We start from the raw sequence: 20,566 nt of genomic DNA, 5'->3' as shown, positions 1-20,566 counted from the left end.
CCTAGTCGGCGAGACCCAGGTCGAACGCCTGCGCGAGGTCGACGTCGGAGTACGTGCGGAACGCGATGAACGTCTCGGTCCGGAGCACCCCCGGTACCTTGCTGAGCCGGTCGGCGATGACAGAGGCGAACTCCTGGTGCTCACGGACCCTGACGACGACGACCAGGTCCATCTTCCCCGTGACCGAGTAGACCTCGGACACGCCGTCCAGGCCGGCGATCTCCGAGGCGACCTCGGGGATGCGTGCCGGGTCGGTGTCGACGTGGACGATGGCGGTCTGCATGTGTGCCTCCAGGTGAAGTGGTGCGGCCAATCTAGCCCGCCGGTGCCGGACTCGGCGCGGCGTGCGGCGCGCGAGGAAGGGCTGCCGACAGGTCACCGTAGGCCACCGCCGACCGGACGGGAAGAGCCCAGGTCCCGTCGATCTGCACGACGCGCACCCCGGGGCTCTCGAGCCAGTCGCCGACGATCGCGGCCTCGTGCGGGTGGCACGCGGGCGCCGGTGCGGTCGGTGCGTCGACCCGTTCGGCCGTTGCGACCAGCGCGTCGATCGCCGGGCCAGGATGCGTGCCGGCCGGCACGACCGTCGTCCCGGCGAACCGCCCGTACCGGACGACGACGACCTCCCACCCGCGGTCCGTCGTCGGGCGGGCGGCGACGATCTGCGAGCACGTCGCGAGCGTGCCGAGACGCTGCGTTCGTGCCGCACCGGCCAGGAACTCGCGCAGACGTCGGGTGACCTCGGACGCCTCCTCGAACCTCGTCTGCGCCGAGAGCTCGCGGATCCGGCGTCCCAACGCGTCGACCACCGGTCGGGGGTCCTCGGTCATCGCCGACCGTGCCGCGTCGACGGCATCCCCGTAGCCCGGGTCGCCCTCGACCGCGACGCACGGCGCCGAGCATCGGCCGAGGTCGGCGAGCAGGCAGGCGCCCGTCGTCGAGCCGGCACGTCGCGGGAGCCGGGATGTGCACTGGCGGACCGGGATCGCCTCGCAGAGCGCCTCCATGGCCTCCGTCGCGGTGCGCCGGGAGGCGAACGGCCCGATGTAGGTACCCACGGAGCCGTCGGCCTGGCCCCGGACGTCGCGCACGACAGACGGGCGAGGGTACGGCTCGTCGGTCAGTCGGAGCCAGGCGCCGCGCTCAGGACGCGTCGAGCGACGGTTGTACCGGGGCTCGTGCTCCGTGATCAGGCGGATCTCGCGAACCTGGGCTTCCAGCGTCGTCGCGCAGGGCACCGCACGGACCGCCTCGGCGACGCGCACCATCTCAGAGATCCGGCGCCGTTTCTCCGCCGCCGTGAAATAGCTGCGGACCCGTCTGCGCACGGTCCTCGACGTCCCCACGTACAGCACTTCGCCGTCGGGACCGGTGAACAGGTAGACGCCGGGGCCCTCGGGGAGTCCGTCGGCGAGATGGCGTTTGCGCCGTACCTCGGGGGCGACCGGGTCGGCGGCGGTCGCCAGGTCCTCGAGGTGTGTCACACCGAGCGGTGCAAGACGGTCGAAGATCCCGTGGAGGACGTCCACGGTCGCGCGGGCGTCGGCGAGCGCACGGTGCTCGGGGGAGACCCGGGCACGGAAGTATCCCGCGAGGGTCGAGAGCTTGTGGTTGGGTACCTCGTCCCGCGTCACGGCCCGCCGGGCGAGAGGCACGGTGTCGACCACCTGGGGTGCGGGCCATGCGTGTCCCGCTGCGACCGTCGCGGCACGCAGGAAGCCGACGTCGAAAGGTGCGTTGTGCGCGACGAGCACGGCGCCCCGGGCGAACTCCCAGAACGAGGGCAGGACCGCCTCGATCGGTGGTGCGTCGACGGTCATCGCCGTCGTGATGCCCGTCAGCCGTGCGACGAACGCGGGAACCGGCATCCCTGGGTTCACGAGAGTCTGGAACTCACCGAGCACCTCGCCCCCGAGCACCTTGACGGCGCCGATCTCCGTGATTCCGGCGTTCGCCGGGGAGCCCCCCGTGGTCTCGAGGTCCACGACGACGAACGTGACGGCGTGGAGCGGTGTGCCCAGTTCCTCGAAGGATGCCTGGTGGGGCGTCGAGAGGTCGGGGGAGGCGGTGGAGGGGCCGCCCGTCGTCGTGCTCATGGGAGCCGACGGTACGGGCGGCCACCGACACTCAGCGCTTGGCCGCGGCGTCCGCGTACAGCGCGTCGATGTCGTCCGCGAAGTCCCGGACGACGAGGTTGCGCTTCACCTTCATCGACGGGGTGAGGTAGTCGTTCTCGATCGTGAAGTCCGTGCCGAGGATGGTGAACGCGCGGATCGACTCGGCGCGCGAGACGGCCTGGTTGGCGCGTGCGACGGCCTCGTCGAGCGCGTGCCGCACGTCGTCGTCGGTCATCGCCTCCTCGACCGTGAGCTGCGTCTTTCCGTGCATCTGGCACCAGCCCGGCAGGCCCTCGGCGTCGAGAGTGACGAGGGCTCCGATGAACGGTCGCTGGTCACCGACCACGACGCACTGGCTGACCAGCGCGTGCGCGCGCAGCCTGTCCTCGAGGACCGCAGGGGCGACGTTCTTGCCGCCTGCGGTCACGATGATCTCCTTCTTGCGGCCCGTGATCCGCAGGAATCCGTCCTCGTCGAACGAGCCGAGGTCACCGGTGCGGAACCAGCCGTCGACGAACGCCTCGGCGGTCGCCTCGGGGTTGTCGTGGTAGCCACGGAAGACCTGGTCGCCCTGGAGGAGGATCTCGCCGTCCTCGGCGAGCTTGGCGGAGCATCCGGGGAGCTGCGTGCCGACGGTGCCGATCCGCACGTCGCCCGGTCGGTTCACGCAGGTCGGGGCGGTGGACTCGGTGAGACCGTATCCCTCGAGGATCGTGACGCCGTTCCCGCGGAAGAAGTGCCCGAGGCGTTCGCCGAGCGGTCCGCCACCGGAGACGGCGAAGCGCGTCTGGCCGCCGAGCGCGGTGCGGAGCTTGGTGTAGACGAGCTTGTCCGCGACAGCGTGCTGCAGCTTCAGGAACAGGCTCGGACCCTTGGGGTCGTCGAGGGCACGGGAGTAGCCGATGGCGACCTTCGTGGCCCAGTGGAAGATCTTGAGCTTGCCTCCGGCGGCAGCCTTCTGCTCGGAGGAGTTGTAGACCTTCTCGAAGACCCGGGGGACCGACAGGAGGTAGGTGGGCCTGAACGCCGCGAGGTCGTCCATCAGGTCCTTCGTGTCCGCGGTGTGACCGAGGACGGTCCCGCCGGCGACGACCAGGACGCCGATGAATCGTGCGAAGACGTGGGCGAGGGGCATGAAGAGCAGGGTCCGGGAGCCGGCGGCCCCGAAGACCTCCGGCACGGCCTCGACGGCGTTCAGCGCGAGCAGCTGGAAGTTCGCGTGGGTGAGCTCGACGCCCTTCGGACGCCCCGTCGTCCCCGACGTGTAGATGATCGTCGCGACCGAGTCCTGGTTCGCGAGCGCGGTCCGGCGGTCGAGCTCGGCGTCGTCGACGTCCTTGCCCGCGGCACGCAGCTCGTCGATGCCGCCCTCGTCGATCGTCAGGACCTTCTCGAGGCCCGGCAGCGAGTCACGGACCTCGGCGACGGTCGCGGCGTGGTCCGCGGTCTCGACGAAGATCGCCCGTGCTCCCGAGTTCGAGCAGATCCACTCGACCTGCTCCGCGCTCGAGGTCTCGTAGACGGGAACGGAAACGAGCCCGGCGGTCCAGGTGGCCCAGTCCAGGAGAGTCCACTCGTAGCTGGTGTGGGCCATGATGGCGACACGGTCGCCCGGCTCGGCGCCGAGCGCGATCATGCCCTTCGCGGTCTCGCGCACCTGGCGCTGGAAGTCCTCGGCGGAGATGGTCTCCCACACGCCGGGCCGCGTCCGCCGTTCGATGAGGGTGCCGTGCGGATCTGCGGCGACGCGGTCCGTGAGGAGCGCGACGAGATTGCTGGTGGGCTCCACCTCGACGAGGCGGGCGGTGGTGAACGCATCCATGGGTGACTCCGTTGTCCGAGGGCGGCGACTGGTGAACTCTACCGTCGTCGGCAGGGTGCTCGGCGCACTTGGTAGTCGGTAGAGTCGGGCGCGCGGAACGCGCCAGGAGCGGGACAGGCCAGGAACTGAGACGAGGACATTCATGCATGCCATCGGGGTCGACATCGGCGGAACGAAGATCGCGGCGGGTGTGGTCGATGACAGCGGAAAGATCTTGGCCCAGGTGCGACGCGAGACCAGTGCCGACGACGTCGCGAGCATCGACGCCGCGGTCGCCGACGCGTGCCGCGAGCTGGAGACGGACTTCGAGATCGGTGCGATCGGGCTGGCCGCGGCCGGGTTCGTCAGCCCGGACCGGACGTCGGTGCAGTTCGCGCCGAACATCGCGTGGCGCGAGTACCCGCTCGCCGAGAACGTCGGCAGGCTGCTCGACGACGATGTCCCGATCGTGGTCGAGAACGACGCGAACGCGGCCGGATGGGCCGAGTTCCAGTTCGGCGTCGGCAGGGACGCGACGGACATGCTCATGCTGACCGTCGGCACGGGCCTCGGCGGTGCCATCATCGTCGACGGCTCCCTGGTCCGCGGTCGCTGGGGCGTCGCCGCGGAGGTCGGGCACATGCGGGTCGTCCCCGGCGGCCACTACTGCGGCTGCGGCCACGAGGGCTGCTGGGAGCAGTACGCGAGCGGCAGCGCTCTCGTCCGCGACGGCCAGGCGGCTCTGCTGGCCCAGCCCGACGCAGGGGCACGGTTGCGCGAGATCGTCGGGCCGGACCCGGCGGAGCTGCGTGGACCGCAGATCACGACCGCGGCGCAGGAGGGCGACCAGCTCGCCGTGAGCCTCCTCGCGAACCTCGGGCGCTGGCTCGGCGAGGGTGCCGCGTCGGTCGCCGCCCTCCTCGACCCGGAGATCATCGTCATCGGCGGGGGAGTGGGGGCTGCGGGCGAGCTGCTCCTGCGGCCGACGCGCCAGGCGTACAACCAGCAGCTCTCGGCGCTGGGTCACCGGCCGGAGGCCCGGATCGAGCTCGCGCTGCACGGGAACGAGGCGGGAATCGTCGGGGCGGCGGACCTCGCCCGTCGCTAGACGATCGCGCCGGGATCGTCGTCCTCGGGGTCCCGGTGCGCCGGAAGACGCCAGAGCAGGAGTCCGATACCGGCGAGGAACGCGACGCCGCAGCCCTGGGCCACGCTCGTGGGGAAGGGGCGCACGAAGATCGCCGTGAGGAGGAAGACGGCGGGCCCGGCGACCGCCAGGACCCATGCGAGCGTGAGCAGCGGAGAGCGGCCCGTGATCGGCGGCGGCATGGGTGGGACGAAGTGGCTCTGCTCGTCCTCGAGCGCCTCGACCTCGTCGGACGCCGGCCAGTCGCGCGGGCCAGGGGTGGTGACCCAGGGAGCCACCGGGGTCCCGGCCGGCCCTCGGCCACGGGCCGGAGGCTCGTGCGGCGCTGGTCGCGGCGTCTCGGTCACCGTCGACGAGCCCTCGTCGAGCTCGGCGACGATCTCGGCCCACCGTGCGTCCACGTCAAGCGGCGGATTCTGGGATGATTCGTCCGCGGTCGGTCCGTCGTCCTCGCCCGGAGGATCCTGGTCGTCGTGGTCAGCATTCGGTGCGGCCATGGTGCTCACTCTAGAGTCGTATCCACGTCCCCGGTGTCCGGGCGGGGTCGATCGAGGAGGAACGTTGTTCTACTGGTGGATGAAGCAGGTGTTCGTCGGACCCCTGCTACGGCTCATGTTCCGGCCCTGGACACGAGGGGTCGAGAACATTCCCGCCGAGGGCGGGGCGATCCTGGCGAGCAACCACATGGCCGTCATCGACTCCTTCGTGCTGCCCCTCGTGCTCGACCGCAAGGTGCAGTTCCTGGGCAAGTCGGACTACTTCACGGGTACCGGGGTCAAGGGGCGGCTGACCGCAGGGTTCATGCGCGGCGTCGGCACGATCCCCGTCGACCGTGCGGGAGGCAAGGCCTCCGAGGCTGCGCTGAACACCGGGCTGCGGGTGCTCGAGGACGGGGACCTCTTCGGCATCTACCCCGAGGGCACCCGCAGCCCGGACGGGCGTCTTCACCGCGGCAAGACCGGGGTCGCACGCCTTGCTCTGGAGTCGGGCGCGCCCGTCGTCCCGGTCGCCATGGTGGGCACCCGTGAGGCGCAGCCGATCGGCAAGGTGGTCCCGCGACCGCTGCGGATCGGCGTCGTCGTGGGCGAGCCGATGGACTTCAGCCGCTACCGCGGCATGGAGAACGACCGCTTCATCCTCCGCGCGGTCGCCGACGAGATCATGTACGAGATCATGCGGCTGTCTGGGCAGGAGTACGTCGACATCTACGCCGCGACCGCCAAGGCGCGGGCGGCGGCGGGCAAGCAGGTCGCCGACACCCCCGTGGGCCCGGCGGCTCCCGGTGGACGCCCTGCCCCCGATGCTCCAGTCCCTGAACCACCCGCTGACGAACCGACGACGTCGGTAGACTAGTCCTGCACTCCCGCGCGCCCCGCGGTGACCTCACCGTGTGCGAGTACGCATCCTTCGACGAGAGGTACCACCCACCATGTCCGTCCGTCGCGTCGCCCTGCTCACCGCCGGTGGGTTCGCTCCTTGCCTCTCCTCGGCAGTGGGTGGGCTGATCGAGCGCTACACCGAGCTGGCTCCCGAGGTCGAGATCATCGCCTACGAGCACGGCTACCACGGTCTGCTCACGGGGACCAAGATCGTCATCGACGCGGAGACCCGCAAGAACGCCGGGCTCCTGCACAAGTTCGGCGGATCGCCCATCGGGAACTCGCGCGTCAAGCTCACGAACGCGAAGGACTGCGTCAAGCGCGGGCTCGTCTCCGAGGGGCAGGATCCCCTGCACGTGGCTGCCGAGCAGCTGAAGACCGACGGCATCGACGTCCTGCACACGATCGGCGGCGACGACACCAACACGACCGCCGCGGACCTTGCCGCGTACCTGGCCGAGAACGACTACGGGCTGACCGTCGTCGGCCTGCCCAAGACGATCGACAACGACGTCGTGCCGATCCGTCAGTCGCTCGGTGCCTGGACCGCGGCCGAGGAGGCTGCCGGGTTCGCGCGCAACATCATCGGCGAGCACCGGTCCGGACCGCGCATGCTGATCGTGCACGAGGTCATGGGGCGCCACTGCGGCTGGCTCACCGCTGCCGCCGCCGCGAAGTACCGCGAGGGCCTGGACGCGGAGACGTGGCTGCCGAGCATCGGCTTGACGCGCGAGCGCTGGGACGTCCACGCGGTCTTCATCCCCGAGGCCGCGCTGGACATCGACGCCGAGGCGGAGCGCCTGAAGAAGATCATGGACGAGCAGGGCAACGTCAACATCTTCCTCTCCGAGGGCGCCGGCATGCACGAGATCGTCGCGCAGCTCGAGGCCGCCGGCGAGACCGTCGAGCGGGACCCGTTCGGTCACGTCAAGCTGGACACGATCAACCCGGGGCAGTGGTTCGCCAAGCAGTTCGCCGAGAAGCTCGGTGCTGAGAAGGTCATGGTGCAGAAGTCCGGGTACTACTCGCGTGCTGCGGCCGCGAACCCCGAGGACCTGCGTCTGATCAAGTCGATGACCGACCTGGCGGTCGACTGCGCGTTCCGCGGAGACTCCGGCGTGATCGGTCACGACGAGGAGAACGGCGACCGCCTGCGCGCGATCGAGTTCCCTCGCATCGCCGGTGGCAAGCCGTTCGACGTGTCGCAGCCCTGGTTCGTCGAGCTCGTCGAGGACCTCGGCCAGTCCCTCGTCCCCGCGTCGCACTGACATGACGACGACCGTCGACCCGGAGGTGCTCGCCGGACTCGAGCACTTCCGGGCGCTCGTCGCCCGGCAGCAGCCCACCTGGCCCGACGCGGACCGGCTGGACGCGGCGGTCCGGCACCTCGGGAGCCAGCCGCCCCTCGTCGTCCCGGCGGAGGCGGACACCCTGCGGGACCGTCTGGCCGCCGCCGGGCGGGGTGAGGCCTTTCTGCTCCAGGGCGGTGACTGCGCCGAGACGTTCGCCGAGGCCGACGCCGGCAGGATCCGCAACAAGGTCCGCACCATCCTGCAGATGGCGGTCATCCTGACGCACGGCGCCAGCATGCCCATCGTCAAGATGGGCCGGTTGGCGGGGCAGTACGCGAAGCCCCGCAGCTCCGACACCGAGGTGCGGGACGACCTGGAGCTGCCCGCGTACCGCGGCGACATGGTCAACGGGCACGAGTTCACGACCGAGTCGCGGACGCCTGACCCGCACCGACTCGTCCAGGCCTACGACATCTCGGCCGCGACGCTGAACGTCGTCCGCGGTTTCACCCGCGGGGGTTACGCGGACCTGCGCCGCGTTCACGAGTGGAACCAGGGCTTCATGCGGAACCCTGCGTACGCCCGCTACGAGCGCACGGCCAACGAGATCGACCGGGCGATTCGGTTCATGGACGCCTGCGGGGCCGACTTCGACGCGCTCCGTACCGTCGAGTTCTTCGTCAGCCACGAGGCACTCATCCTCGACTACGAGCGTGCGCTCACGCGGGTGGACTCCCGCACGGGCCGCGCGTACGACACGTCGGGGCACTTCCTCTGGATCGGGGAGCGCACGCGTCAGCTGGACGGTGCGCACGTGGACTTCCTCTCGCGCGTCGCCAACCCGGTCGGGGTCAAGCTCGGACCGACCACGACGCCCCAGGACGCCGTCGACCTCGTCGAAAGGCTGAACCCGGGGTCGGTCGAGGGGCGGTTGACGTTGATCAGCCGCATGGGGGCCGGAACCGTCCGGGACGCGCTGCCACCGATCGTCGAGGCGGTCCGTGCGTCGGGTGTCCCGGTCACGTGGATCACCGACCCGATGCACGGCAACACCATCACCTCGGCCAGCGGATACAAGACCCGGCGGTTCGCCGACGTGCTCGACGAGATCGCCGGGTTCTTCGAGGTCCACCGCGCGCTCGGGACCGTCCCCGGCGGCGTGCACTGCGAGCTCACGGGCGACGACGTGACCGAGGTGCTGGGCGGGAGCGAGGAGATCGACGACGAAGGGCTCGCGCGCCGGTACGAGACGCTCGTCGACCCGCGGCTCAACCACCAGCAGTCGCTGGAGACGGCCTTCCTCGTGGCGGAGATGCTTCAGCGGTCCTGACCGTCGACCGTCACGATCGCGCTCGACGTCCTACGCGACGTCGAGCGTGATCGTCCCGCCGCTCTCGAGCGACTCCCCGCCGTTGGGATCCTGAGCGACGACGACGCCCAGGAACGCGCCGAGCACCTCGTTGACCTCCACGGTGAACCCGGCGTCCTCGAGCTCGGCCCGAGCATCCTCGACGTCGTCCCCGACGACGCGGGGGACCGTCACCTCGTCCGGGCCGTCAGAGACGGTGAGCGTGACGGTCGTGCCCACGGGTTGGGTCGACCCTTCCTCGACCGAGACCGCGACGACCTCGCCCTCCGGCGCGGGGTCCGCCTCGCGCTGCGACTCGGCGACGTCGAAGCCGGCGTCGCGCAAAGACTCGGTGGCAGCGTCCTCGGAGGCACCGACGAGCCCGTCGGGCACCGTCGCCGTATCCGGCCCGAGAGAGACGGTGAGGGTGACCGTGCCTCCGAGGTCCACACGGGTGCCACCGTCCGGGTCGGTGCCGACGACGTGGCCTGCGGCGACGTCGTCGTCGTACTCCTCGACCGTCGTCGCCTCCAGACCGGACGCCTGGATCGCCTCGACGGCGGCGTCGGACGAGACTCCGACGAGTCCGTCCGGTACGGCGCGGGTGGCCCCCGGTCCCGAGACGAACCACCACGTCAGACCGCCCGTCATGAGGATGAGCAGCGCGACCAGGGCCCAGGTCAGCGGTCGAGCGAGCCGGCTCCGCCCCGGGCGCGGGGTCGTCGGTGCCTCGACGAGCGTGGTGGCGTCCTCGGACGGGTGCGCGGTGCGCCGTCCGGCCGGATACGACGCAGGAGCCGCGGCAGGGGTCGGGTCCAGGACCGAGGTCGCCGCCAGCACTCTCGTACCGTTCGTGGGCGCCTCGGCCGTTCCGGGGTCGACGGCAGCACGTACGGCGAGCTCGTCCGCGGAGAGCTGCGAACGCAGTCTGCGGAGGGCAGCGAGGGCCACCGTCGCGTCCGACGGTCGGGATGCGGCGTCGCGGGCGGTGAGCTGCTCGACGAACGCGTCGACAGGAGCCGCGAGGGCCGGGCAGGAGCCCGACGGTGCGGGCACGTCCTCGGAGACGTGGCGCGCTGCGATCTCGCGGGCGTCGGTGCCCGCGTACGGCTGGCGGCCCGTCAGCATCTCGAACGCGAGCACGCCGACCGAGTAGACGTCCGCGCTCGCGTCGACCGTCTTCCCGTTGATCACCTCGGGAGCCATGTAGGCGACGGTGCCGAGAGCACTCCCGGGCGACCCCGGCCGCGCGTGAGCGGCGCGCGCGAGGCCGAAGTCCGCGACACGGACCCGCCCGTCACGGTCGATCAGCACGTTCTCCGGCTTGACGTCCCGGTGCACGAGGCCTGCGGCGTGCGCGCCGGCGAGGGCACCGAGGATCTGGTCGAGCAGCTCGAGCGAGTCGCCGACGCTCAGCGCTCCGGCGTCGCTCATCACCCGACGGAGGTTCGTGCCTGGCACGTACTCCATCGTCAGATAGCTGAGATCGCCGTCCTCGCCCTGGTCGTGGACGGCGACGATGCCCGGGTGCGAGAGCCGTGCCGCGGCCCGCGCCTCGTCGCGGAACCGGGTGGCCGCCTCGGGGTCGAGCGTGCCGTCCGCGAGGTGCGGGCTGATGACCTTGAGCGCGATCCGTCGTTGGAGCCGACGGTCGTTCGCGAGGTAGACGGTGGCCATGCCGCCCCGAGCGACGGTGGACAGGACCTCGTACCGCCCGTCGACGAGTCGGCCGACGAGGGGGTCGGTGTCGCTGGTGTTCACGCCCAGAGCGTAGCCGTCCGGGACCGCGTCGTGTCGACGGCAACCCCGGGGCACGTACGCTGGGCACGTGGATCTTGAGAACCTGGTGGACGAGTGGATGACCGTGCCCGACCTTGCCGACGCGCTCGGCACGACGGCGAGCCGTGCTCGCGGAGTCGTGTCCGACCGGCGGGTGCTGGGCGTCCGACGGGGCGAACGCGCGACGTTCCAGATCCCGGCGAAGTTCGTGGTGAGCCGTCGTGAGGAGCAGATCGCCTCGGGCAAGGGGGCGCCGGTGGACGCGGCCGACGACCGGCGAGTCGTCCTCTCGTCGCTCGCAGGGACGATCACGGTCCTCGGCGACCGGGGGTTCGGCGACGAGGAGATCCTGTCGTGGCTCTTCAGCGAGCAGGCGCCCCTCGGCTGCGCACCGATCGATGCGCTCCGCGCCGGTCGGACGACGGAGGTCCGCCGGATCGCCCAGGTCGCCGACTGACGTCAGACGCGCCGCTGGGCCGCCGCCCGACCGAGGGCGAGCAGGACCGCGCGGCCCGACTCGTCGAGGTCCGCGTCCCGGAGTGCGCTCTCCGCCGCGTCCGCGAGGTTCTCGATCAGGGCCTCGACCTCGTCGACGGCACCCGTGGAGACGAGGATCGTGCGGACGTCGTCGATCCGTGACCCCGTCAGGTCCTCGTCCCCGAGGGCGGCCATCACGGTCTCCCGTTCCGCCTCCGAGGCGGACCGGAGCGCGCGGCTGACCAGGACGGTGCGCTTGCCCTCGCGCAGGTCGTCGCCCGCCGGCTTGCCGGTGACCGCCGGGTCCCCGAACACTCCGAGCAGGTCGTCACGGAGCTGGAACGCCTCGCCGAACGGCAGTCCGTACGCGCGCACCGACGCAGGGTCGGCGCCCGCGATGGCGGCGCCGAGCGCCATGGGGTGCTCGACCGAGTAGCGTGCCGACTTCGCGCGGATGATCGCACGCGAGCGAGCCTCGTCGGCGTCGAGGTCGACGCCCCACGGCATCACCTGCGCACGGACGTCCAGGAACTGGCCGACGGTGACCTCGGCCTGCATCAGGTCGAAGACCGCACGTACGCGGGCCGCGACCCCGGGATCCAGGTCCGCCGTCGCCAGGGTCGCCTTCTCGCCGCACGAGCTCAGGAGCAGGTCGCCGAGGAGGATGGCCGCGTTCGTCCCGAACTCGTCGGGGTTCCCGTCCCACCCCTGCGCCCGGTGCACTGCCGCAAAGGCGCGGTGGGCGGCGGGACGTCCGCGGCGGGTGTCCGAGCGGTCCATGACGTCGTCGTGCACGAGCGCCGCGGCCTGGAACAGCTCGAGCGCCGCACCGGTACCGATCGCCGCCGACCGGTCGGCAGAGTCGGCGCGCCCGCCGTGGGCCCTCCACGACCAGTAGCAGAACGCGGCCCGGAGCCGCTTGCCGCCGGCGAGGAGCTGTTCGGCCTCGTGCAGCAGGGGCAGGGTTGCCTCGTCGACGGCGAGCATGCGGTCGCGCAGCGCGTCGAGGTGGAGCGAGAGCGCGTCGTCGACGTCGCGGCGGACGTCTTCCTGGTCAAGAAGCTCGGTAGGTGTCGGCACGGACTCAGCCTAGGGTGTCGTCGTCCGGGACCAGGCGTCCGCTGAGGGAGACCAGGGTGCTGCCGTCGTCCTCGACCGTCATCAGTACGACGGACTCGTCGGTCTGCTCCGAGGTGCCCTCGCCGGTCGTGCGCGCGTAGACCCGCTGGGTCGGGTCGCCGCTCGCGTCGAACCCGGATCCTGACAGGAGCTCGTCGTAGTAGGCGGCGACGTCCTCGGGGCCGTCCGGCGTGCGGAGGTTGACGGAGACGACGACGAGCGCGCCGTCCTCGCGCACCGAGGAGGCCAGCACCTCGGCCCCCGGGGCCGGTTGCGCCACGACGGCGGGAAGTCCGGGCGCCAGCGTGCCCACCGTCGACGCCGGGTCGAACCCGGCGTGTGCTGCTGTCGGCTCGCTCGTGGGCTCCTCGACGGTCGTGCACGCGGTGGCGGTCAGAAGGACGAGTCCGACCACGACCAGTCGACGAGCCCTCCCGGGGGCGTTGAGTTCCACGGGCATACCGTAGTGCTGCGCGGCGACGGCAGGAGCCACGGTCGTCCACAGGTGGTCGTCCACAGCACCAAGGGCCCGCCTGGGCGAGGACGGGACCCCGCGCGCTTGCATGGGTCCATGGACACCACGATCCGGGTCGAGAACCCCGCAGAACTGATCGCCTACATCCCGCACCGGCTGGGATTCCGTCCGGCCGGCAGCATCGTCGTCGTCTCGTTGCGACCGTCAGGCGGCCGGGTCGGGCTCGTCGCACGGATGGATCTCGACGACGTCGAGAAGGGTGGCGCGACACTTCTCGCGCAGCACATGCGGGGCGACGGTGCCGAGCGCGTCGTCCAGGTCGTCTACGACGACCGCGAGCCACGGCCGGACGCTCGCGCCTGGTCGGTCGCGCACCGGGTGGAGAAGATGCTCGCGGCCGTCGTGGTCGACGTCGTCACCTGGTGGGTCTCACCACACGGGTACGGGTGCCTCGACTGTGAGCCGACACGCTGCTGCCCCGAGGGAGGGCGGCCGTTGACGGATCTCGAGTCCACCGAGGTCGGGGCGCACATGGTCGTCGCCGGGTCGTCGGTCGCCGACTCCCGCGACGCAGCGTTCGCGCTCCCGGCGGTCGAACCCGCTCGGCGGCGTTCGGTCGTGGCAGCCCTGCGACGCGCGCGGCTGCGGCGGGCCACCGCCGAACCTGACTGGCGGCGAGACGGCCTGGAGTCGTGGCGGCGTGCCGTCGGCAGCGCACGTGCCGACGACGAGGTCCCTCCGGCGACGATCGGACGGGTCGCTGCGGCCCTTGAGGACATCCGCGTCCGCGACGCCGTCCTCCTGCATCTTGTCCGGGGTGACGCAGATCTCGTCGACAAGACCGCCGCGGGCTCGCGGGCCGGCGACGTCGCCGACCGGACAGGAGCCGCGATCGCCGCGATCGTCGACCCGGACGTGGGGATCGCGCCGCCGGAGGAGAGTCTCCGGCCGAGGGTGGTCGTCCTTGAACAGGTCGCCGCCTCGACCTGCGCGCACCCGCGGGCCGCGGCAGGAACGCTCCTTGCTCTCGTCGCGTGGTGGCAGGGCGACGGCGGTCGCGCCGGGGAGCGGCTGCGCGAGGCGCTCGAGGCTGACCCGGAGTACCGACTGGCCCGACTCCTCGACGCGGCGCTCTCGGCGGGCCTCGCACCGGGATGGTTGCGAAGCGCGCGGTAGCGCGGAGGCGTCCGGTACGGTCGGGCAAGGCGCTCCACCGAGTGTCATCCGGAGCGCGAACGCGCATTCGATCTTCCGACGGAGGACCATCATGACCATCGTCGTCGGCCACCTGGCCACAGCCGAGGGACAGGAAGCACTGAACGCCGCCATCGCCGAGGGCGAGCGGACCGGGGGCGAGGTCGTCGTCGTCGTCAGTCGACGCGACGGCGCCGTGCCGGAGACGGAGGACGCCGAGCTCGACCAGCTCGGCGCCCGCTTCGTGGACGCGGGGGTGACGCACCAGATCCGCGTCGTCAACGAGAGCGTCGACGTCGCCGACGACCTCGTCTCGGCTGCCCTGGAGGTGGATGCCGAGCTCCTCGTGATCGGGCTGCGTCGGCGGAGCCCGGTCGGCAAGCTCATCCTCGGATCGAGCGCACAGCGGATTCTTCTCGAGGCGCCGTGCCCGGTGCTCGCTGTCAAGCCTGCGCGCCCCTGACCGGCGGGAATAACGCGTCGAGGGCGGTGGTTGCGCATCGTATGAGCCCGCCGTGCCGTTGAGCGGCCGCGGTGGGGCAGTACAATAGAGGGAGTCCACCGCGCCCGACGGCGAGCCAGGCGCGATCATGCGCCCCCCTCGCCGGATGCCGAGCGGTTCTCCGGCCCACCGACGAACAGCTGAAAGGTCCTTCGTGGCGTCCACTTCTCAGCCCACCACCCTTCCCCGTGAGTTCGAGCACGAGGCCCTTCAGGGTCTGCTCCGACGCGGGAGCGAAGACGGACGGATCGACGCGTCGTCGTTCCGGACCGCCTGCGAGACCGCCGGAGTGGGTGACGCCAAGCGGTTGAAGGCGGTGCTGCGCGCGCTCGCCGGTGCGGGGGTCGAGGTCGAGATCCCGTCGGCGAGTGCCGTGGCGGCAGCCGCCGAGACGGTCAGTCGTACGACGGCTACCGCCAAGGCGACGAAGCCGACCACCCGCAAGAAGCCGGTCAAGGCTGCAGAGCCCGACGACGCGGAGAGTGCGACGAAGCCCGCCGCCAAGAAGACGACGGCCAAGTCGACCACCGCCAAGACCGCGGCGGCGAAGCCAGCTGCGAAGAAGTCGGCCCCGGCCAAGGCCAAGGCGGCTCCGGCGGAGGAGGCGTCCGAGGAGGACGCGAGCGCCGCGAAGAAGCCGGCCGCGAAGGCGAAGGCGAAGGGTGGCCCGAAGCCGAAGCAGGCGCCGCGTCTTCCGGAGCCCGACGGCGAGCTGGCCGAGGACCACCCCGAGGCGGAGCGCAAGAAGCGCATCGTCGAGGTCCCGAAGGCCGACGGCGACGAGAACCGCGGGTTCGTCGTCTCCGACGCGGACGACGACGACGCGCCGGCGCAGCAGGTCGTCACCGCGGGGGCCACGGCCGACCCGGTGAAGGACTACCTCAAGCAGATCGGCAAGGTCGCGCTCCTCAACGCGGAGCAGGAGGTCGAGCTCGCGAAGCGGATCGAGGCAGGTCTTTTTGCGGACGAGCGACTGAACTCCGGTGAGATCACCGACAAGAAGATGATCCGCGACCTCAAGTGGATCGCGCATGACGGCCGTCGGGCGAAGAACCACCTGCTCGAGGCGAACCTGCGCCTCGTCGTCTCGCTCGCGAAGCGCTACACCGGCCGCGGCATGCTCTTCCTGGACCTGATCCAGGAAGGAAACCTCGGCCTGATCCGTGCGGTCGAGAAGTTCGACTACACCAAGGGCTACAAGTTCTCGACCTACGCGACCTGGTGGATCCGTCAGGCGATCACCCGCGCGATGGCGGACCAGGCACGGACCATCCGTATCCCGGTCCACATGGTCGAGGTCATCAACAAGCTCGCGAGGGTCCAGCGGCAGATGCTGCAGGACCTCGGTCGTGAGCCGCTGCCCGAGGAGCTCGCCAAGGAGCTCGACATGACGCCGGAGAAGGTCGTCGAGGTCCAGAAGTACGGGCGCGAGCCGATCTCCCTGCACACCCCCCTCGGTGAGGACGGCGACAGCGAGTTCGGCGACCTGATCGAGGACTCCGAGGCGGTCGTCCCGGCCGACGCCGTGAGCTTCACGCTGCTCCAGGAGCAGCTGCACCAGGTGCTCGACACGCTCTCTGAGCGCGAGGCCGGCGTCGTCTCGATGCGCTTCGGGCTGCAGGACGGCCAGCCCAAGACCCTCGACGAGATCGGCAAGGTTTACGGAGTGACGCGTGAGCGGATCCGGCAGATCGAGTCCAAGACGATGTCGAAGCTGCGCCACCCGAGCCGCTCGCAGGTGCTGCGCGACTACCTCGACTGAGACCGGCAGGGCGGTCGGACCTGCCGGGTCCGACCGGCCGGTCCGCGTCCGACGACGAAGGCCCCCACCCGAACGGGTGGGGGCCTTCGTGCGATCCGGGCGTGCGCGGGGAACTACTCCGCGCGTGCTCCGGCCGGTGCACTTCCGTGCTCGGCGAGGAGGCGGTCGGTCTCGTCCTGGACAGAGGTTGCCACGTCGGAGTAGGCGTCCGCGTGGGCGCGCGCGTGGTGGCCGCAGAACAGGAGTTCTCCGTGTTCGAGGACGACACGCACGTAGGCCTGGGCCGAGCAGCGGTCGCACCGGTCGGCAGCGGTCAGCGGTTCAGTGGTCGTAGCATTCACACCACCATGTAACCACCTTCCTCGTCGATCTGGTGCAGGGTTCGCTCCGCGCGTAGCGCCTTGTCCGCCGTGTCGTCGGCCTCGTCTACGCTGGGGCCTCGTGACAGCCACTTCAGCGGACTCCAGCTACACCGCCCGCCACCTCTCCGTCCTCGAAGGTCTCGAAGCGGTGCGCAAGCGCCCCGGGATGTACATCGGGTCGACCGACTCGCGCGGTCTGATGCACTGCCTCTGGGAGATCATCGACAACTCCGTCGACGAGGCCCTGGCCGGGAACTGCTCGCAGATCCGCGTCGTGCTCCACGCGGACTCGTCGGTGACGGTGGAGGACGACGGGCGCGGGATCCCCGTGGACGTCGAGCCGAAGACCGGGCTCTCCGGGGTCGAGGTCGTGTTCACCAAGCTGCACGCCGGTGGCAAGTTCGGCGGCGGGTCGTACACGGCCTCCGGCGGCCTGCACGGTGTGGGAGCCTCGGTGGTGAACGCCCTGTCGGCTCGACTCGACGTCGAGGTGGACCGCGGCAGCAAGACGCACCGGATGACGTTCCACCGTGGGGAACCCGGGCAGTTCGACGACCGGGGTAAGGAGCCGAGTCCCGACTCACCGTTCGAGCCGTTCGTCTCTCGCTCGGAGCTGGCCGTCGTCGGCAAGGTCAAGCGAGGGGTGACCGGCACCCGCGTGCGCTACTGGGCGGACCGTCAGGTCTTCCCGAAGGATGCTCGGTTCGCGTACGACGAGCTCGTCACCCGGGCGCGTCAGACCACGTTCCTCGTGCCGGGCCTGCGGATCACCGTGCGCGACGAGCGTGGCCTGGCCGGGACCCCGGGGGAGGACGGCCCCTCGGAGGAGTCCTTCGTTCACTCGGGCGGGACCGTCGACTTCGCCGAGTTCCTGGCGCCCGACGCCGCAGTGACGAGCACGTGGCACCTGACGGGCTCGGGGTCGTTCACCGAGACGGTCCCCGTGCTCGACGACCGCGGGCACATGACGCCCCAGCCCGTGGAGCGGGAGTGCGAGGTCGACATCGCGGTCCGGTGGGGGACCGGCTACGGCACCGAGGTCCGGAGCTTCGTCAACATCATCTCGACGCCGAAGGGTGGCTCGCACCAGGCGGGTTTCGACGCGGGTCTGCTGAAGGTCGTCCGCAAGGCCGTCGAGGCGAACGCACGGCGGCTCAAGGTCTCGACGAAGGACGGCTCCGAGAAGATCGAGAAGGACGACGTGCTCGCCGGGCTGACCGCCGTCGTCACGGTCCGACTGGCCGAGCCTCAGTTCGAGGGGCAGACCAAGGAGGTCCTCGGCACCGCGCCGGTCCGGGGGATCGTGGCACGCGTCGTCGAGAAGGAGCTGACGGCGAGGTTCAGCTCCGCGAAGCGGGACGACAAGACCCAGGCGACGCTCCTGATGGACAAGGTCGTCGCGGAGATGCGGGCGCGGGTATCGGCCCGCAAGCAGAAGGAGATCTCGCGCCGCAAGAACGCGCTGGAGTCCTCGTCGCTGCCGGCCAAGCTGGCGGACTGCCGCAGCAACGACGTCGGTTCGAGCGAGCTGTTCATCGTCGAGGGGGACAGCGCCCTGGGTACGGCCAAGCTCGCCCGCGACTCGAACTTCCAGGCACTGCTGCCCATCCGCGGCAAGATCCTCAACGTCCAGAAGGCCTCGCTCAGCGACATGCTGAAGAACGCCGAGTGCGCGGCGATCATCCAGGTGATCGGTGCCGGGTCGGGGCGCTCGTTCGACCTCGAGGCGGCCCGGTACGGAAAGATCGTGCTGATGACGGACGCCGACGTCGACGGCGCCCACATCCGGACGCTGCTGCTGACGCTGTTCTTCCGCTACATGCGGCCGATGATCGACAACGGACGCGTCTACGCGGCGGTCCCGCCCCTGCACCGCATCGAGGTCGTCGGGAGCGGCCGTCGCAAGGGGGAGTACATCTACACCTACTCCGAGGCGGAGCTGAACACGACGCTGCGGAAGCTCGACAAGGCGGGTCGTCGCTACAAGGACGACATCCAGCGGTACAAGGGACTCGGCGAGATGGACGCCGACCAGCTCGCGGAGACGACCATGGACCCGCGGCACCGGACCCTGCGCCGCGTCACGGCCGAGCACGCGGAGGCGTCCGAGCGGGTCTTCGAGCTGCTCATGGGTTCGGACGTCGCCCCGCGCAAGGAGTTCATCGTGGCGGGTGCGCGAGAGCTCGACCAGTCCCGGATCGACGTCTGAGCACGGGTGACGGCGTGTTCACCGTCACAGCGTCCGGGCGCTGGACCGGTCGGGAGGCTCTGCCCGGGCGCGCCTAGGATGCGGTCGTGACCTCAACACTGCTCAGGACGCCCCGTCGCCTCGCGACCCTCGGTGCCGGCCTCTTCGTGACCGCTGCTCTCCTCTCCGGATGTGCGCAGGACGCGTCCGAGGACGACAGCCCGGCGGTCTCCGAGTCGTCGGAGGAGTCCACGTCCTCGGTCGAGGTCGAGATGACGACCGACGACACGGGCGACGTCGTCGAGGCCACCTACGACGGCCAGGAGGGCGAGACGGCCCTCGACCTCCTCACGGAGGGCGACCCGGAGGCGGTCGTCAGCGGTGAGGGCGAGAATGGCTTCGTGACCGGGATCGGAGGTCGCGAGGCCGACGACACCGCGAACGAGTTCTGGGCGTTCTACGTCAACGGCGAGCAGGCCCAGGTGGGTGCTGGCGTCTACACCACGACCGACGAGGATGTAGTGACATGGAAGCTCGAGACCTTCTGACGCAATGGTGGCGACCCGCACTGGCGGCGGTGCTCGTCGTCCTCGCGCTGGGGTTCCGCCTCGTCCGTGAGGACCTGGGCCTCCCGCCCAACCTTGAGATCGTCACGGCCGCGACGTTCGCGGCCGCTCTGCTCCTGCGCCATCCGGTGGCGCTCGCCGTTCCGCTGGTCGCGACCGTCGGCTCGGACGTCCTGATGGGCAACACGTCGATCGCGCTGTTCACGTGGTCGGCGTGGGCCGTGATCGGGGTGGCGGCCTTCGCCGTCCGCCGACTCGGCGACCGTCACCGCTTCCTGACCGCACTCGGGTTCGGCGTCGGGTCCTCCGTCTGGTTCTTCCTCTGGACCAACGCGGGCGTCTGGTTCTTCGCGCGGGGCGTGTACTACCCGGCGGGGCTCGACGGGCTGATGGCGAGCTACGTCGCCGGCCTGCCGTTCTTCCGGACGATGCTCGTCGGCAACCTCGTCCTGGTCCCTGCCGCCGCCGCGCTCGTGAGCATCGTCGAGCGGCTCGAGCAGCACGCCAGGCTGGCGCAGGTGCCGGCGGTCGCACCCTCGCACTGATCCACTCCGTCGGCGCCGGGGCGCCGACCCGACGGCGGGCCCGGGGAGTTCCCCGGGCCCGCCGTGCTGTGCCCGGGAGAAGCGGCCGCCCGTGGGCGACAATGGGAGTCATCGACCCGTCGGCAGCACGAGCGAGGAGCACCACCATGACCCGGCACAAGATCTTCGACATGACCTTCGCGAGCATCTACCCCATGTACGTGAACAAGGTCGAGCGCAAGGGGCACAGCAGGGCCGAGCTGAACGAGGTCGTCGAGTGGTTGACCGGCTACGACGAGGACGCCCTGGACCGGACGATCGAGGACGAGTCCACGATGGAGGAGTTCTTCGCCCAGGCCCCCGCGATGAACCCGAACGCGCCCTTGATCACCGGCGTGATCTGCGGGCACCGGGTCGAGGACATCGAGGACCCGTTGATGCAGCAGATCCGGTGGATGGACAAGCTGGTCGACGAGGTCGCGCGGGGCAAGAAGATGGAGAACATCCTCCGTACACCCGCGTGACGCCGTCCTT

Annotated in this window: 20 protein-coding genes; 12 read left to right on the top strand and 8 right to left on the bottom strand. The window is 70.7% G+C overall.

Annotation, left to right across the window (positions count from 1 at the left end; translation table 11 throughout):
* Position 1: 1 nt before the first annotated feature.
* From Q343_RS0110760 to Q343_RS0110750, 3 genes are read right to left on the bottom strand one after another with little or no spacing between them, the layout of a single operon-like run.
* Positions 2-283: an Lrp/AsnC family transcriptional regulator gene (locus tag Q343_RS0110760; protein ID WP_029253586.1), complete on the bottom strand. Its 282-nt coding sequence runs from the start codon at positions 281-283 to the stop codon at positions 2-4.
* Positions 284-314: 31 nt separating this feature from the next.
* Complete coding sequence (locus Q343_RS0110755) at positions 315-2,096, bottom strand: DEDD exonuclease domain-containing protein (RefSeq protein WP_052367124.1); 1,782 nt, start codon at positions 2,094-2,096, stop codon at positions 315-317.
* Positions 2,097-2,127: 31 nt separating this feature from the next.
* On the bottom strand, positions 2,128-3,939 hold the full coding sequence (locus Q343_RS0110750; RefSeq protein ID WP_029253584.1) for an AMP-dependent synthetase/ligase: 1,812 nt from the start codon (positions 3,937-3,939) through the stop codon (positions 2,128-2,130).
* 142 nt (positions 3,940-4,081) lie between these two features.
* Here Q343_RS0110750 and Q343_RS0110745 point away from each other — a divergent pair, with 142 nt between their 5' ends.
* Positions 4,082-5,026, top strand: coding sequence for an ROK family glucokinase (locus tag Q343_RS0110745; protein WP_029253583.1), 945 nt, complete (start codon positions 4,082-4,084; stop codon positions 5,024-5,026).
* On the opposite strand, the gene Q343_RS14085 is transcribed toward Q343_RS0110745, so the two are convergent.
* A complete protein-coding gene (locus tag Q343_RS14085; protein ID WP_155990723.1) occupies positions 5,023-5,562 on the bottom strand; it encodes a hypothetical protein in 540 nt (179 codons plus the stop codon). The genes Q343_RS0110745 and Q343_RS14085 overlap by 4 nt on opposite strands.
* Positions 5,563-5,626: 64 nt before the next feature.
* Between Q343_RS14085 and Q343_RS0110735 the strand changes: the two genes are divergently transcribed.
* The 3 genes from Q343_RS0110735 (at position 5,627) to Q343_RS0110725 (ending at position 9,066) form a co-directional block, all read left to right on the top strand.
* Positions 5,627-6,418: a lysophospholipid acyltransferase family protein gene (locus Q343_RS0110735; RefSeq protein WP_248616820.1), complete on the top strand. Its 792-nt coding sequence runs from the start codon at positions 5,627-5,629 to the stop codon at positions 6,416-6,418.
* A gap of 76 nt (positions 6,419-6,494) precedes the next feature.
* Positions 6,495-7,712, top strand: a complete 1,218-nt coding sequence (locus Q343_RS0110730) for a pyrophosphate--fructose-6-phosphate 1-phosphotransferase (RefSeq protein WP_029253580.1) — start codon at positions 6,495-6,497, stop codon at positions 7,710-7,712.
* A gap of 1 nt (position 7,713) precedes the next feature.
* Complete coding sequence (locus Q343_RS0110725) at positions 7,714-9,066, top strand: class II 3-deoxy-7-phosphoheptulonate synthase (RefSeq protein ID WP_029253579.1); 1,353 nt, start codon at positions 7,714-7,716, stop codon at positions 9,064-9,066.
* 30 nt (positions 9,067-9,096) lie between these two features.
* Here Q343_RS0110725 and pknB read toward each other — a convergent pair whose 3' ends face one another.
* Complete coding sequence (gene pknB, locus Q343_RS0110720) at positions 9,097-10,845, bottom strand: Stk1 family PASTA domain-containing Ser/Thr kinase (RefSeq protein ID WP_029253578.1); 1,749 nt, start codon at positions 10,843-10,845, stop codon at positions 9,097-9,099.
* A gap of 67 nt (positions 10,846-10,912) precedes the next feature.
* On the opposite strand from pknB, the gene Q343_RS0110715 reads away from it, so the two are divergent.
* Complete coding sequence (locus Q343_RS0110715) at positions 10,913-11,320, top strand: Rv2175c family DNA-binding protein (RefSeq protein WP_029253577.1); 408 nt, start codon at positions 10,913-10,915, stop codon at positions 11,318-11,320.
* Between the two features lie 2 nt (positions 11,321-11,322).
* Here the strand turns inward: Q343_RS0110715 and Q343_RS0110710 are convergent, their stop codons facing one another.
* Entirely contained in the window at positions 11,323-12,420 is a 1,098-nt protein-coding gene (locus tag Q343_RS0110710; protein ID WP_029253576.1) for a polyprenyl synthetase family protein, read from the bottom strand.
* Positions 12,421-12,424: 4 nt separating this feature from the next.
* Positions 12,425-12,913, bottom strand: a complete 489-nt coding sequence (locus tag Q343_RS0110705) for a hypothetical protein (protein WP_155990721.1) — start codon at positions 12,911-12,913, stop codon at positions 12,425-12,427.
* Positions 12,914-13,030: 117 nt separating this feature from the next.
* Between Q343_RS0110705 and Q343_RS0110700 the strand changes: the two genes are divergently transcribed.
* From Q343_RS0110700 to Q343_RS0110690, 3 genes are all read left to right on the top strand, one after another.
* Positions 13,031-14,110 carry a DUF4192 domain-containing protein gene (locus Q343_RS0110700; RefSeq protein WP_029253574.1) on the top strand — a complete coding sequence of 360 codons (1,080 nt, stop codon included), beginning with the start codon at positions 13,031-13,033 and terminating at the stop codon, positions 14,108-14,110.
* 91 nt (positions 14,111-14,201) lie between these two features.
* Entirely contained in the window at positions 14,202-14,591 is a 390-nt protein-coding gene (locus tag Q343_RS0110695) for a universal stress protein (protein WP_029253573.1), read from the top strand.
* Between the two features lie 193 nt (positions 14,592-14,784).
* Entirely contained in the window at positions 14,785-16,392 is a 1,608-nt protein-coding gene (locus Q343_RS0110690) for an RNA polymerase sigma factor (RefSeq protein WP_029253572.1), read from the top strand.
* Between the two features lie 113 nt (positions 16,393-16,505).
* On the opposite strand, the gene Q343_RS14080 is transcribed toward Q343_RS0110690, so the two are convergent.
* Complete coding sequence (locus Q343_RS14080; protein ID WP_043110000.1) at positions 16,506-16,733, bottom strand: DUF7455 domain-containing protein; 228 nt, start codon at positions 16,731-16,733, stop codon at positions 16,506-16,508.
* A gap of 100 nt (positions 16,734-16,833) precedes the next feature.
* On the opposite strand from Q343_RS14080, the gene Q343_RS0110680 reads away from it, so the two are divergent.
* From Q343_RS0110680 to Q343_RS0110665, 4 genes are all read left to right on the top strand, one after another.
* Positions 16,834-18,963, top strand: a complete 2,130-nt coding sequence (locus Q343_RS0110680; RefSeq protein WP_029253570.1) for a DNA gyrase/topoisomerase IV subunit B — start codon at positions 16,834-16,836, stop codon at positions 18,961-18,963.
* Positions 18,964-19,049: 86 nt separating this feature from the next.
* Entirely contained in the window at positions 19,050-19,490 is a 441-nt protein-coding gene (locus Q343_RS0110675) for a DUF4430 domain-containing protein (RefSeq protein ID WP_029253569.1), read from the top strand.
* Positions 19,469-20,053 (top strand): DUF6580 family putative transport protein, encoded by a 585-nt coding sequence (locus Q343_RS0110670; RefSeq protein WP_029253568.1) that lies wholly within the window; start codon positions 19,469-19,471, stop codon positions 20,051-20,053. The genes Q343_RS0110675 and Q343_RS0110670 overlap by 22 nt, the downstream gene beginning before the upstream one ends.
* A 146-nt stretch (positions 20,054-20,199) precedes the next feature.
* Entirely contained in the window at positions 20,200-20,556 is a 357-nt protein-coding gene (locus Q343_RS0110665) for a DUF2200 domain-containing protein (protein ID WP_029253567.1), read from the top strand.
* Positions 20,557-20,566 lie beyond the last annotated feature (10 nt).

This window comes from Paraoerskovia marina DSM 21750 (assembly GCF_000701465.1).
Lineage (GTDB): Bacteria > Actinomycetota > Actinomycetes > Actinomycetales > Cellulomonadaceae > Paraoerskovia > Paraoerskovia marina.
The sequence above is the reverse complement of the archived record's forward strand: the minus strand, read 5'-3'. Positions and strand labels throughout refer to the sequence as shown.